The following is a 13,163-nucleotide window of genomic DNA, read 5'->3' on the forward strand; positions in this document are numbered from 1 at the left end:
ACTTCGATTGCGCCATAAAAAAACGCCACGAATCGTGGCGTTTTTTCTTCCTGGCGACGTGTCAGGCGTCACTCGCAGTGGCCGCAGCCGCCATGATGCGCGTGATGCTCGTGATGCGCGTGGTCATCGGCAGGCAGATGCTGCGCGGCCTGCGCGCTGATGCCCAGACGCTGCAACAGCTTGCGGTCGGCTTCCGCCTGCGGATTGCTCGTGGTGAGCAACTGGTCGCCGTAGAAAATCGAGTTCGCGCCCGCCATGAAGCACAACGCCTGAAGCGCGTCGTCCATCTGCTCGCGGCCGGCCGAGAGGCGCACCATCGCCTTGGGCATCGTGACGCGGGCGACCGCGATTGTGCGCACGAACTCGAACGGGTCGATCGGCTCGGTGCCTTCGAGCGGCGTGCCGCTCACCTGCACGAGATTGTTGATGGGCACCGACTCCGGGTACGGCTCCATGTTCGCCAGCTGCGCGATCAGGCCCGCGCGCTCGCGGCGCGATTCGCCCATGCCGACGATGCCGCCGCAGCACACGTTGATGCCCGCGTCGCGCACGCGCTCGAGCGTCTCGAGGCGGTCGTCGTAGGTGCGCGTCGAAATGATCTTGCCGTAGAACTCGGGCGACGTGTCGAGGTTGTGGTTGTAGTAGTCGAGGCCGGCTTCAGCGAGCGCCTTCGCCTGGTGGTCTTCGAGCATGCCAAGCGTCACGCAGGTCTCCAGACCCATCGCTTTCACGCCGCGAATCATGTCCTTGATCGGCTCGAGGTGGCGATCCTTCGGATTGCGCCATGCCGCGCCCATGCAAAAGCGCGTCGCGCCGTTGGCCTTGGCCGCGCGCGCCGCGTCCAGCACGGCGCCGACTTCCATCAGCTTGCCGGCCTCCAGTTCCGTGTCGTGATGCGACGACTGCGGGCAGTACGCGCAATCTTCCTCGCAGCCGCCGGTCTTGATCGAGAGCAGCGTGGAAAGCTGCACCGCGTTCGCGTCGAAATGCTCGCGATGCACCTGCTGCGCGCGGAACATCAGATCGTTGAACGGCAGCTCGTAGAGCGCGGCGACGTCGGCGACGCGCCAGCGTGCGTTCGCTTCTGCGGCGGCTTGCGCGCTCGGCGCGGTTTGCTTGAGCGCGGTGAGGTCGATGTGGGTTTGCGTCATGGTGTCGTGGTCCTTCTTTATGACTGGGCGGTCAGTGCCATTCGTACACTAAGCGCGTACATTAAGCGGCGCGCACGCGCAGGCGTGCGAGCAACGTGTCGATGTTCAGGTGTCCTGCCGCATCGTCGGCGCTCGCGCCGCGCATGTGCGGCACGACGCCGATGAGCGGCGCGCCGTACTGGGCGGCGAGGCGCTCGCGCAACGCGTCGATGTTTTCCTCGGGGAACGTCATGGCCGGATCGATGCGGTTCGCGACCCAGCCCGCGAGCGTCAAGCCGCGCGCGGCGATCGCCTCGGCGGTGAGCAGCGCGTGGCTGATGCAGCCAAGCCGCATGCCCACCACGAGCACCACGGGCAAGCCGAGCGCGACGGCGAGATCGGCGGTGTCTTCGGTCGCCGTGAGCGGCACGCGAAACCCGCCCACGCCTTCCACGACAACCGCGTCCGCGCGCTCGCACGCCTGCGCGTGAGCGCTGACGATGCGCGCCATGTCGAGCGTCACGCCTTCCAGTGCCGCGGCGATATGCGGCGCGGCGGGCTCCTTGAGCAGGAAGGGCGTGCGCATCTCCGGCGGCAACAGCACGCTCGCGGCGGCGTCGAGTTGATCGGCGTCCTCGTTGTGCCAGACGCCGTCACGCTCGTACGCGCCCGCGGCGATGGGCTTGAGCGCCGTGGCGCGCAGCCCCGCATGCGTGAGGCCGCGCAACAAGGCCGCGCTCACAAAGGTCTTGCCGATCTCGGTATCGGTGCCGGTGACGAACAGCGAAACCGTCATACCGCAAGCTCCCGCGCGTTTGTGCGTGCATCGAGCGCATCAAGGCTCGCGCGTTGCAGCGAAGCGTTCAGGCGGTCGAGATCCGCATCCGAATGCGCCGCCGAGAGCGAAATGCGCAGGCGCGAGGTGCCCTCGGGCACGGTCGGCGGCCGGATCGCGGGCACCCAGAGGCCGTCGCGTTCGAGCGTGGCCTGGAGAGCGAGTGTCGCCTCGTTGGCGCCGATCACGAGCGGCTGCACGGCCGTATGCGAATCCACCGGCTGCCAGCAAGTATCGTTGAGCAGCGAGCGCGTGCGAGCAATGAGATGCTTCAGATGCGCGCGCCGTGCATCGCCCTCCTCGCCTTCGATCAGACGCAGGCTCGCGGACACCGCGTGCGCCACCGCCGGCGACGAAGCCGTCGTGAAGATATACGGCCGCGCGCGCTGCACGAGCCATTCGATCACGGTGCCGTGCGCGCAGACGAACGCACCCGACACGCCCGCCGCCTTGCCGAGCGTGCCGACCATCACGAGATGCTCCGAGCGCAGCGCGGCTTGCGCCAGCGCGCCGCGACCCTGCGGGCCGAGCACGCCGAAGCCGTGCGCGTCGTCCACCACGAGCCATGCGCCATGCTGTTCCGCCAGCTCGACGAGGCGCGCGAGCGGTGCGACATCGCCGTCCATGCTGAACACGGTGTCGCTCACGATCACTTTCGCGCTGGCATCCGAGGCTTCGAGCATCGCGGCGAGCGCCGCCATGTCGGCGTGCGGATAGATCGCGATCTCGGCGCGCGAGAGCCTCGCGCCGTCGATCAGCGAAGCGTGGTTGAGCGCGTCTGAGAAGATCGTCGTGCCGCGGCCCGCGAGCGCCGTGAGCACGGCGAGATTCGCCATGTAGCCGGTGCTGAAGTACAGCGCGCGCGGCGCGTCGATAAAGGTGCCCGCGAACGCCGCGAGATCGTCTTCGAGTTGCGCGTGCGCGCGCGAGTGGCCGCCCAGCAGATGCGAGCCGCCGCTGCCCGCACCGTAGCGCTGGGCGCCTTCGGCAATGGCCGCGGCCAGTTGCGGATGCGCGGCGAGACCGAGATAGTCGTTACTCGCGAAGCCGATGGTCGCGCGGCCGTCCACCTGCATATGGGCGCTGCAAGGCGTGTCGGCGGTGCGGCGGCGGCGGCGCAGGCCGCGCGCGTCGATCTCGCGCAGGCCTTGTTCGAGGGTGTGGAGCAATGTCATATCAGAGGTCCTCCGCGACGGTGGCGTCGAACGTCTCGCGCGTGCGGGTTGCGAGGAACGCCTGTGTTTCGTTGTCCAGAATATAAGGCGGCATGACGTAGACCGTCGTGCCGATCGGGCGCAGCAGCAGTTCGCGCTGCAACGCGTTTTCGAAGAAGCGGCGCGAAAACGTGGCCGCGCGCTGCGGGTCGGCGAGCGCGACATCGAACGCGAGAATCGTGCCGCACTGGCGCAGGTTGCGCACGAGCGGGTGCGCCGCGAACGGCTCGAGCAGCGCACGCAGTTGCGCCGACTTGCGCGTGTTCGCGGCGAGCACGTCGTCGCGCTCGAACAGATCGAGCGTGGCGAGCGCCGCGCGGCACGCGAGCGGATTGCCCGTGTACGAATGCGAATGCAAAAAGCCGCGCGTCGTATCGTCGTCGTAGAACGATTCGTAGATGGCGTCGCGCGAGAGCACGATCGAAAGCGGCAGATAGCCGCCGCTAATCCCCTTCGAAAGCGTGAGCAGATCGGGCCACACGCCCGCCTGCTCGCAGGCGAAGAACGTGCCGGTGCGCCCGCAGCCCACAGCGATTTCATCGGCGATCAGGTGCACGCGGTGGCGGTCGCACAGCGCCCGCAGGCCCTTGAGGTACGCGGGATCGTGCATGGCCATGCCGGCCGCGCACTGCACGAGCGGCTCGACGATCAGCGCGGCGATGCGGCCTTCGCGCTCGAGGAAAAGGCGCTCGACATCGGCGAGCGCACGGCCCGCGACATCCGCCGCCGTTTCGCCGGGCTGTGCCGCGCGCGCGTCGGGCGACGCGACCACATGCGCGTGATGCAGCAGCGGATCGTAGGCGTCGCGGAACAGCTTCACGTCGGTCACGCCGAGCGCGCCGATGGTCTCGCCGTGATAGCTGTTGGCAAGACAGACGAATTCGCGCTTGTCGTTCTCGCCACGATTGCGCCACGAATGAAAGCTCATCTTCAGCGCGATTTCAACGGCCGATGCGCCATCGGACGCGAAAAACGCATGGCCGAGCACGCCACCCGTCAGCGCCGAAAGACGCTCGGCAAGCTCCACCGCGGGCTCGTGCGTGCAGCCCGCGAGCATCACGTGCTCCAGCGTGTCGAGCTGCGCCTTGAGCGCGGCATTGATCGAAGGATTGGCGTGGCCAAAGAGGTTCACCCACCACGAACTGATCGCGTCCAGATAACGGCGATCCTCGCGGTCATGAAGCCACGGCCCGTCGCCGCGCGCGACCGCCACGAGCGGCAAACGCTCGTGGTGCTTCATCTGGGTGCAGGGATGCCACACGGCGCGCAGGCTGCGCGCGACCCAATCGGTCGCGGCGTGCGCGGCGCGCTCCTCGCGGGCAAGGTTCGATTGCGAATTCAAGTACGACTCCCGATACGACAGCGGGACCGAGATTAGCCTGTTCGCTGCCGCAATGCACTACCCCGAAAATCGCCCGCAAAGCCTTGCCGGATCGACGTTTGGCGCATTTCAGGACAGCTCGGAGCCAATCGAAAACAAAGACCCGAAATGCGCGGAGATGACGACGGCAAAGTGAACCCGCCTTATGCAAAAAAATCTGCGGCGCGGTGTGAAAATGCAGAACGAGCGGCCGCGCGCACGCCATTTTTGGCGACGCCCGGCATACAGGAGACAAGTGGGAAGCACGAGACCAGGCGCCACGCGGGCGCTCAGGCAAGCGCTCAGGCAGGCACGCCGGCAGACGCTCAAACCGGCGCAGAACGGCGGGCGGCAATGAAAAGCAAAACGGCCCGATATCGGGCCGTTTTGCTGAAACAGGTGAGGAAACGGGTCTTATCGGCTCGCGAGCGAGTGGCCGCCAACGTCGGCGTTGCCGTTGTCCGCCGTGGCGTGCGCGTTGTCGTCGTCGCCGTTCTGGGCGGTCTGCGTGCCGCCATTGTTCCAGACCACCGCGTTGTTCACGGCGTAGAGGCGGCACGGATCGGCGCTGTGCTTCTCGCAGTTCGCGATGGCCACGGCCATCGGGTTGTCGCCGCCCTCGGCCCACGACCATGCGCCGGAGTCCGACACCGCGAACGCGCGGCTCGGATACTGCTTGAGGAAGTTGCGATAGCCGTCGCGGCCCGCCTGATCGACGAAGGGCACCGCGCCCACCGAGTCGATCTGCGCGTAGCCGGTGCCATGCGGCGCGACCGGCGCCGCCACGCGGTACTGAACCGCCGTGGGCAGGCCCTGGCTGGCGAGGAACGCCTCGACCGTGGGCCACCAGATCTTCACGCCGTCGCGGTCGCCCACGAGGCGATGCGCGTCGTTCTTGTACGAGCCGAAGTCCACGAGCTTCGCAAGCGCGGCCGGGTGATTCTCACCCGTTTGCGCATCGCGGTACGCGGCGAACATCTTCGTGACGAGATCGGGCGACCAGACCGAGTCGTTGTCGCCGTAGAGCCAGAGCGAGGCCACGCGCGCCTTGCCGCCGTAGTCGCCGAACGCCTGGGTCAGGTTGTTCTGCCAGCCCGTGCAGGCGTCCTGGCGCAGTCCGCCCGAGAAGTTGATGAGGGCGCGCACGCCCTTCGCAGCCTCGGTGCCGTAGGCCATGGTGGCGAGGCCGCCGTGCGACGTGCCCGCCACGACAATCTGGTTGGCGTCGACATACGGCTGCTTCGACATGTAGGCGATGGTCGCGGCGACGTCGGCCGCCTGGCCGAGCCCGTTGCCCGCGACGTTGCAACCGTCCTGCTGGTACGAGCCGCCCGAATCCGCGAAACCCTGGCGGTTCGGCGCGACGACCACGTAGCCGCGGCTCACGAATTCGCGCGCGAAAGAAAGCGGGTCGCTGCGCGCCTGGAGGCGCGGGTCGCCGGGAATCTTGCCGTGGTTGAAGATCACCATCGGGAAGGGGCCGGGGCCGTCCGGGCGATAAATCGTGGTTTCGAGCGTGACGTCGCCGGCGGCGTCCACGGGAACGCGGATCACCTGCTCGTTCATGTCCGAGTGCACGGCGGGCAGATAGGCGTCGTCGAGCGCGAGACGCGGCACGTTGGCGTTACCGAGGGGACCGCCCGAGAGGTTCGAGCGGGAAGCGTCGGCGGCGTGCGTCGACGCGGCGCTGGCCGCGTGCTGCGAGTTCACAGGCGCACTTGCCGGTTCGGAAAGCGACGCAGCGTGCGCGACCGAAAGCAGACACGCTGTGCCGGCTACAACCCACCCGGTAAGGAGCTTTCTGAACGCCATACGCGACACCCACCTGCAAAAAACCTGCTGTGAACCCGACTTCCGTCCGACCCGGCCCAACCCGACCGCAGCGCCCTTTCCGGGCACAACGAGACACCGTGGCGCCTGGCCGGGAAGCCAGGTGCGCTTGTGTGACCCGTTACGGGGGAGTAAACCGACCGGAATACCTGCGCGGCGCAGTGCTATCTTCGATCAGACCCGCCGCCAGCACCCGTTTGCAATCGATAGAAGCACACGCAAAATCACGTTTTCACTATGCGCTTACGTATCGAATCGGACACCGTGATTACATACTCGCACGACAAATAATTGTTGTGCAATTGAGGGGTAACCCGGCATAAGGCGTGCCAACGGCGCGCAAGCCCGCTGGAGCGGCGTGTGCGCGGCTTTGGGCTTGAGCGCGGGGGGGCGCGAAAAATAAAAAAGACGTGGATTGCGAGCGTCGCGCACGGGCAACACTCGCCGGATTCGTTCAGTAAGTGCTTGTTTGCAAAGGCGTTACTACTGACGCTATGGCAGCGGCAGGCGCTCCATCAGTCAGATGAAACATCGCCGTCGACATAGCGCCAGCGGCCGTCGTCGCCGCGCGTGAAGCGGCTCGTTTCGTGCAGCCGGTGGGCACGGCCGCCGGTTTTGTAGCGCGCGACGAATTCGACGATGGCGTGCGTGTCGTCGCGCTGCTCGTGGCGCTTGATGGCGAGACCGAGCCAGCGCGGCGCGCCTTCGGCGGCGGGATCGACATCCAGATCGGCCGGGCAGGTTTCGGGTGCCCACGTCGCGCGCAAATAGGGTTCGACGCCCAGAACGTACGCCGTGTAGCGCGAGCGCATCAGTTCCAGAGCGGTAACGGGCACAGCCGCTTCGTCGATGAAGCGGCCACAGCATTGTGCGTAGCGCGGCGCCTTGGCGCCCGGTTTCTGATTGGGCGCGGCACCGCCGCAAGGACAGTCGGCGGGCCGGGCGGCGCGCGGGATTTCAGCGATCATCGGTTCAGGGCTCCGTTCGCGGGCCGCGCGGGGGCTTGCGCGGCTCCTGCAAGCGCGTGGCGGCAGCGCATGGCGTGCGGGACGCCATCGCCCCGCTACGCGAGGCCGCAAGCGTAGCGCAAGCGCACGGCGCTTTACCAGTCGAGCTCGGTGCCGTCGTACTGGAAAAAGCGGCCGTTGAAGACATCGCGCGCCGCGGCCGCCTCGGCCACCACCTCGCGCATGCCCGCGACGCTCACCGCCGGGTCGATCGCCGCATGCGCGCCGCCCATGTCGGTGCGCACCCAGCCCGGATGCAGCGCGACGCAGGTGGCGCGGCGCGTTTGCAGCGAGGTGATCTTGAGTACGTCGTTGAGCGCGGCCTTGCTCGCACGATAGAGCCAGCCCGTCGTGCCGGTGGTCTCGGCAATGCTGCCCATGCGGCTCGACAGCACGGCAAGCACGCCGTGAGTGTCGTCCACGAGCGGCAGCAGGACCGGGATCAGTTGCATTGGACCGCGCACGTTGGTGTTCATCACGTATTCGAAGTCCTCGGCCGTGATGGTCTCGACACCTTCGGTACGCGGGCCATAGACGCCGGAGACGATGAGCGCCACGTCGAGCCGCTCGCTGTCGAGCTTCACGCCGAACGCCGCAATGTCCTCGGGCCGCGCGATGTCGAGCTGGAAGGTCTGCGCGCCGATTTCGCGCAAGGCCTCGAGGGCTTCGGGCCCGCGCGCCGTGGCCAACACGCGCCAGCCGGCCTTCGCATACTGCCGCGCGAACTCGAGACCCAGGCCCCGCGACGCCCCTACGATCAACGCTGTTTTCATCTCGCCACCTTTCCCGTATCTGCCGTGAAGCCGTTGCGGCGCACCACTTCTTTGCCGTTGAAAACGCGGCGCGCCGGATCCGGCACTAGCCTACAGCAGTTCGACGCCCATCGCCGTGGCTTCGCCGCCGCCGATGCACAGCGTCGCCACGCCGCGCTTCAGACCGCGCGTGCGCAGCGCGCCGATCAGCGTAACGAGAATGCGCGCGCCCGAGGCGCCGATCGGGTGGCCGAGCGCGCACGCGCCGCCGTTCACGTTGACCTTTTCGTGCGGCAGGTCATGCGCCTTCATCGCGGCCATCGTGACCACGGCAAACGCTTCGTTGATCTCGTAGAGATCGACGTCGCTCGCCTTCCAGCCGGTCTTCCCGAACAGCTTGTTGATCGCGCCCACGGGCGCCGTCGTGAACTTCGACGGTTGTTGCGCGAAGGTGGCGTGCCCCGTCACGCGCGCGAGCGGCGTGAGGCCGAGCTGCTTCGCGGTCGATTCGCGCATCATCACAAGCGCCGCCGCGCCGTCCGAAATCGACGACGAGTTCGCAGCCGTCACCGTGCCGGTCTTGCTGAACGCGGGCTTGAGCGTCGGGATCTTGTCGAGGTTCGCCTTGAACGGCTGCTCGTCGCGCTCGATGGTCGTCTCGCCCGCGCGCGAGGCCACCTTCACCGGCGCGATTTCCCACGCGAACGAGCCGTCTTCGTTGGCGCGCTTCGCGCGCTTGAGCGACTCGATGGCGAACGCGTCCTGGCGCTCGCGCGAAAAGTCGAACTCGCCCGCGCATTCTTCCGCGAACGTGCCCATGAGGCGGCCCTTGTCGTAGGCGTCTTCGAGGCCGTCGAGGAACATGTGGTCGAGCACCTGGCCGTGGCCCATGCGCATGCCCGCGCGCGCCTTCGGCAGCAGGTACGGCGCGTTCGACATGCTCTCCATGCCGCCCGCCACGATGACATCGGCCGAGCCCGCCAGCAGCATGTCGTGCGCGAACATCGCCGCGCGCATGCCCGAGCCGCACATCTTGTTCACCGTCGTCGCGCCCGCGGCGAGCGGCAGGCCCGCGCCGAGCGCCGCCTGGCGCGCGGGCGCCTGGCCCTGCCCCGCGGGCAGCACGCAGCCCATCACCACCTCGTCGACCTGCTCTGGCTTCAGGCCCGCGCGCTCCACGGCCGCCGCGATCGCCGCCGCGCCGAGCTGCGGCGCGGTGAGCGACGCGAAGTCGCCCTGAAAACCGGCCATCGGCGTGCGCGCCGCCGAAACGATCACGATGGCGTCCTGCTTTTGCGTCTCACTCATGTTTCTGCTCCTTGATGAATCCGGGTCAAACGTGTTGGCTTCGCTCACGCCACGCGCACCGCAGGCGCGTCGTCGCGCGCGAAGCGTTCCGGGTAGCGCACGCTAAAGCGTATCGATGTGTCGTAGGGAAAGCAGTCCGGCACCTCGCCCGCCATGAGCCGCGCGCGGCTTTCCTGCCAGAGCGCGGGCTCGAAGAAGTCCGCGTGATGCGCGAGAAACGCGCGCCGCACGCGCGGGTCGCCCAGCAAAAAGGTGCCGTAGGTTTCCGGGAAGATGTCGTGCGGGCCGACCGCGTACCATGGCTCGCCCGATAGTTCGTCTTCCTCATTACGCGCGGGCGGCACGGCGCGCACATTGCAGTCGGTGAGGTATTCGATCTCGTCGTAGTCGTAGAACACCACGCGGCCGTTGCGCGTCACGCCGAAATTCTTGTAGAGCATGTCGCCCGGAAAAATGTTCGCGCGCAGCAGGTCTTTCACCGCGTTGCCGTATTCGCGGATGCCGTGTTCGACCTCCGCGTCGCTGCCATTCTGCAAATAGAGGTTGAGCGGCACCATGCGCCGCTCGATGTACACATGGCGGATCACGAGGTTCTCGCCCTCGTATTCGATCATCGAAGGCGCGAGCGTCTCCAGTTCGCGCACGAGCGCGTCGTCGAGCCGCGCGACAGGCAGCGCCACACTCGAATATTCGAGCGTGTCGGCAAGCCTGCCCAGGCGGTCGTGACGCTTGACGAGCCGGTACTTCGCCTCGACCTGCTCGCGCGTGGTCTCCTTCGGCGCGGGAAAGCTGTCTTTGATGACCTTGAAGACGTATGGGAACGAAGGCAGCGTGAACACGATCATCACCATGCCGCGGATGCCCGGCGCGGCGATGAACAGGTCGCTCGAATGCGAGAGGTGGTGCAGCAGGTCGCGATAAAACAGGTTCTTGCCCTGCTTCTGCAAGCCAAGCGACGTATAGATCTCGCCCTTCGCCTTGCGCGGCATGACGGTGCGCAGAAACGCCACGTAGGCCGACGGCACCTCCATGTCCACGAGGAAATAGGAGTGCGAGAAGCTGAACAGAACGAGCAGTGGCTCCGTGCGCAGCAGCACCGTATCGAGCGCGAGCTTGCAGCCTTCCACGTGACGGATCGGCACGACGAGCGGCGCAAGCAGATCGCCGTTGATGATGCGCCCGACGATATACGCGCCCTGATGGCGAAAGAACAGCGACGAAAGCACGTGAATCTGGAAGTTCGGCTTCGGCTCGATCACGCCGAAGGTCTCGAGCATCGTTTGCATGATGCAGTCCACGTCGCGCCCGAGGTCCTCGAACGGCGTTTCCAGCTGGAAATTCGTGACGATGCGCGCAAGCGTCGCCGCGAGCCCGTCCTTACCCGGATAGTAAGCGCGGTACGTCGGCTTCGCGGCAGGCTCGTCGTTCTCGATGTATTCCGTCGAGATCGCGGGCCGCACGAAGATGAAATCGTTGTTGAAGTACGAGCGATGCAGGATCTTGCAGCACACGGAGTTGAAGAACGTCTCCGCGCATTCGGGCTGCCGGTGGGCCGTGAGCAGGCCGATGTAGTGCAGCTTGATCTGCTGCCACACTTCGTCGTCGATGCTCTCGGCGTCGTACTCGTCTTCGAGCGCGCGCACGCACTCCTTCACGCGATCGTCATAGGAGGCAATGCGCTCGCGCGCGAGCCGCTGCAAGGCGTGCCAGTCGGCCGCCTCGAAGAACGCCCTCGCCCGCACCGCCGCCTCGCAAAAGTTGCGGTAGTGGCGGTTGAAACCGTCGAGCATGGTCTGCGCGACATCGAAGCCGATCTGCGAGGAAAGCAGTTTCGGGAAATGTTTCATGGCGGCCATGACCGTGCGGCGCGCGAGCCTCAGGTTTTCGCGCCGGCGTGCGCGTGCGCTTCGCGCTCGCGCGCCGCGTTCTTGTCGAGCAGCGCGCGCGCCTGCGCCTCGTACTGCGCGAGGTCTTCGAGCGTCGCGTCGAGGTCGGCGCGCTGGCGCTCGAGTATGTCGCGGTGATGCACGACCGTGTCGAGGAAGGCCTGAAGCTGCGGCAGCGTGTCGGTGGGCGATTCGTAGAGATCGAGCAGCGTGCGGATTTCGGAGAGCGTGAAGCCGAGGCGTTTGCCGCGCAGCGTCAGCTTCAGCCGCGTGCGATCGCGCCCCGAAAATACGCGCTTGAGACCGCCCGCGCCTTCACGGCTCGGCGCAAGCAGGCCCTGGTCCTCGTAGAAGCGGATCGCGCGCGGCGTCACGTCAAATTCCCGGGCGAGTTCGGTAATCGTGTACTGGGTCGTCATGGTGGGCGAAGTGCGGCTGGCCCGGCGCGCTCAGCAAAGCGGCGCGCGGGGCGATAGAATCGACGTTTACGTTATCGTCAACTACGCGGTTGCGCAACCGGTGCGGGAAAACCCGGAGACATCACATTGGTAAGCGTTCCCTGCAAAAATGCCGCAATGCAGCGACAATGGAACGGCGCGGCGGCGGTTGCGGCCGGTGGTGCCCGACGGCGCCGATGTGCCCCCCGATCGCGCCCGATAACAACATCCCTGCACGGGATCAGAGTCAGGAGAAGACACCCCCAATGAACGCCCTCGAACACCAGCTCGACTATCCCTACGCCGACACTCTGCCGGAGCCCGGCCTCGCCTTTGACGTCGCCCCCGGCGTGAAATGGCTGCGCATGCCGCTGCCGTTCGCGCTCGACCACATCAACCTCTGGCTGCTGCGCGACGAAATCGACGGCCAGCAAGGCTGGACCGTGGTGGACTGCGGCATCACCAACGACACCATCAAGGCCCGCTGGGAAGCGGTGTTCGACCATCAGCTCGAAGGCCTGCCGGTGCTGCGCGTGATCGTCACGCACTGCCACCCGGACCATATCGGCCTCGCGCACTGGATTTGCGCGGGCGGCGATAAAAAGCGCTGGGACGTCCGGCTGTGGGCCACGCTCGGCGAATACATGCAGGCGCGCGTGATGGCCGCCGGCGACGGCTCGAACGCGGGCGGCGAAGGCGCAGCGCGCCACTTCGCCCGCCACGGCCTGGCTGACGAGGCCTCGCTCGACCAGTTGCGCAACCGCCGCGGCTACTACGGCAACCTCGTGCCGGCGCTGCCCGGCCAGTACCGCCGCCTGCGCGAAGCGGACACGGTGGCCATTGGCGGGCGCGACTGGCGCGTCATCACGGGCTACGGGCATTCGCCCGAGCATTGCGCGCTGTTCTGCGAAGAAACCGGCGTGCTGATCTCCGGCGACATGGTGCTGCCGCGCATCTCGACCAACGTCTCGGTGTTCGACATGGAGCCGGAAGGCAATCCGCTCGGCCTGTACCTCGAATCGCTCGGCCGCTACGAGACGCTGCCCGAGAACACGCTCGTGCTGCCCTCGCACGGCAAGCCGTTCCGCGGCGTGCGCACGCGCATCGCGCAACTGCGCGCGCACCACGACGCGCGTCTCGCCGAAGTCGTCGAGGCTTGCGAGCGCACGCCGCAAAGCGCCGCCGACATCGTCCCGATCATGTTCAAGCGCGAGCTCGACATCCACCAGATGACCTTCGCGATGGGCGAGGCGCTCGCGCACCTGCATCTGCTCTGGCTCGCGGGCAAGGTCAAGCGAGCGACCGGCGCGGACGGCGTGGTGCGGTTCTCGGCCTGAGGCCGCACCCGGAAGGCACGCACAACGAAAAACGGGCGGCCCGTGTGGGACCGCCCGTTTTTGTTTC

Annotated in this window: 11 protein-coding genes; 1 reads left to right on the top strand and 10 read right to left on the bottom strand. The window is 66.9% G+C overall.

What is annotated here, in order from left to right; all coding sequences use genetic code 11:
- Positions 1–68: 68 nt before the first annotated feature.
- The 10 genes from bioB to C7402_RS15455 all read right to left on the bottom strand — a co-directional run bounded on the left by bioB (position 69) and on the right by C7402_RS15455 (position 11,741).
- Complete coding sequence (gene bioB / locus C7402_RS15410) at positions 69–1,151, bottom strand: biotin synthase BioB (RefSeq protein ID WP_116611200.1); 1,083 nt, start codon at positions 1,149–1,151, stop codon at positions 69–71.
- A gap of 61 nt (positions 1,152–1,212) precedes the next feature.
- The gene (gene bioD, locus C7402_RS15415; protein WP_112171409.1) at positions 1,213–1,926 is read right to left on the bottom strand and encodes a dethiobiotin synthase; all 714 of its coding nucleotides are present in this window, start codon (positions 1,924–1,926) and stop codon (positions 1,213–1,215) included.
- Positions 1,923–3,140: an 8-amino-7-oxononanoate synthase gene (gene bioF / locus C7402_RS15420; protein WP_116611201.1), complete on the bottom strand. Its 1,218-nt coding sequence runs from the start codon at positions 3,138–3,140 to the stop codon at positions 1,923–1,925. The genes bioD and bioF overlap by 4 nt, the downstream gene beginning before the upstream one ends.
- 1 nt (position 3,141) lies before the next feature.
- On the bottom strand, positions 3,142–4,521 hold the full coding sequence (gene bioA, locus C7402_RS15425) for an adenosylmethionine--8-amino-7-oxononanoate transaminase (RefSeq protein ID WP_116611202.1): 1,380 nt from the start codon (positions 4,519–4,521) through the stop codon (positions 3,142–3,144).
- A gap of 432 nt (positions 4,522–4,953) precedes the next feature.
- On the bottom strand, positions 4,954–6,351 hold the full coding sequence (locus C7402_RS15430) for a dienelactone hydrolase family protein (protein WP_112171412.1): 1,398 nt from the start codon (positions 6,349–6,351) through the stop codon (positions 4,954–4,956).
- Positions 6,352–6,884: 533 nt separating this feature from the next.
- On the bottom strand, positions 6,885–7,337 hold the full coding sequence (locus C7402_RS15435; protein WP_116611203.1) for a YchJ family protein: 453 nt from the start codon (positions 7,335–7,337) through the stop codon (positions 6,885–6,887).
- A gap of 134 nt (positions 7,338–7,471) precedes the next feature.
- Positions 7,472–8,149, bottom strand: a complete 678-nt coding sequence (locus C7402_RS15440) for an SDR family oxidoreductase (RefSeq protein WP_116611204.1) — start codon at positions 8,147–8,149, stop codon at positions 7,472–7,474.
- 90 nt (positions 8,150–8,239) lie between these two features.
- Positions 8,240–9,436: an acetyl-CoA C-acetyltransferase gene (locus C7402_RS15445; RefSeq protein ID WP_112171415.1), complete on the bottom strand. Its 1,197-nt coding sequence runs from the start codon at positions 9,434–9,436 to the stop codon at positions 8,240–8,242.
- 44 nt (positions 9,437–9,480) lie between these two features.
- A complete protein-coding gene (gene aceK, locus C7402_RS15450) occupies positions 9,481–11,283 on the bottom strand; it encodes a bifunctional isocitrate dehydrogenase kinase/phosphatase (RefSeq protein ID WP_116611250.1) in 1,803 nt (600 codons plus the stop codon).
- 29 nt (positions 11,284–11,312) lie between these two features.
- Positions 11,313–11,741 carry a MerR family transcriptional regulator gene (locus C7402_RS15455; RefSeq protein WP_112171416.1) on the bottom strand — a complete coding sequence of 143 codons (429 nt, stop codon included), beginning with the start codon at positions 11,739–11,741 and terminating at the stop codon, positions 11,313–11,315.
- A gap of 284 nt (positions 11,742–12,025) precedes the next feature.
- On the opposite strand from C7402_RS15455, the gene C7402_RS15460 reads away from it, so the two are divergent.
- Positions 12,026–13,096: an MBL fold metallo-hydrolase gene (locus C7402_RS15460; protein ID WP_112171417.1), complete on the top strand. Its 1,071-nt coding sequence runs from the start codon at positions 12,026–12,028 to the stop codon at positions 13,094–13,096.
- Positions 13,097–13,163: the final 67 nt, after the last annotated feature.

The organism is Paraburkholderia unamae (assembly GCF_003096875.1).
Taxonomy (GTDB): domain Bacteria; phylum Pseudomonadota; class Gammaproteobacteria; order Burkholderiales; family Burkholderiaceae; genus Paraburkholderia; species Paraburkholderia unamae.

Coding starts and splice junctions, on each gene's coding strand:
- C7402_RS15455 (WP_112171416.1), bottom strand. CDS start 11,741: ATGACGACCCAGTACACGATTACCGAACTCGCCCGGGAATTTGACGTG.
- C7402_RS15440 (WP_116611204.1), bottom strand. CDS start 8,149: ATGAAAACAGCGTTGATCGTAGGGGCGTCGCGGGGCCTGGGTCTCGAG.
- bioD (WP_112171409.1), bottom strand. CDS start 1,926: ATGACGGTTTCGCTGTTCGTCACCGGCACCGATACCGAGATCGGCAAG.
- aceK (WP_116611250.1), bottom strand. CDS start 11,283: ATGAAACATTTCCCGAAACTGCTTTCCTCGCAGATCGGCTTCGATGTC.
- C7402_RS15430 (WP_112171412.1), bottom strand. CDS start 6,351: ATGGCGTTCAGAAAGCTCCTTACCGGGTGGGTTGTAGCCGGCACAGCG.
- C7402_RS15460 (WP_112171417.1), top strand. CDS start 12,026: ATGAACGCCCTCGAACACCAGCTCGACTATCCCTACGCCGACACTCTG.
- bioF (WP_116611201.1), bottom strand. CDS start 3,140: ATGACATTGCTCCACACCCTCGAACAAGGCCTGCGCGAGATCGACGCG.
- bioB (WP_116611200.1), bottom strand. CDS start 1,151: ATGACGCAAACCCACATCGACCTCACCGCGCTCAAGCAAACCGCGCCG.
- C7402_RS15435 (WP_116611203.1), bottom strand. CDS start 7,337: ATGATCGCTGAAATCCCGCGCGCCGCCCGGCCCGCCGACTGTCCTTGC.
- C7402_RS15445 (WP_112171415.1), bottom strand. CDS start 9,436: ATGAGTGAGACGCAAAAGCAGGACGCCATCGTGATCGTTTCGGCGGCG.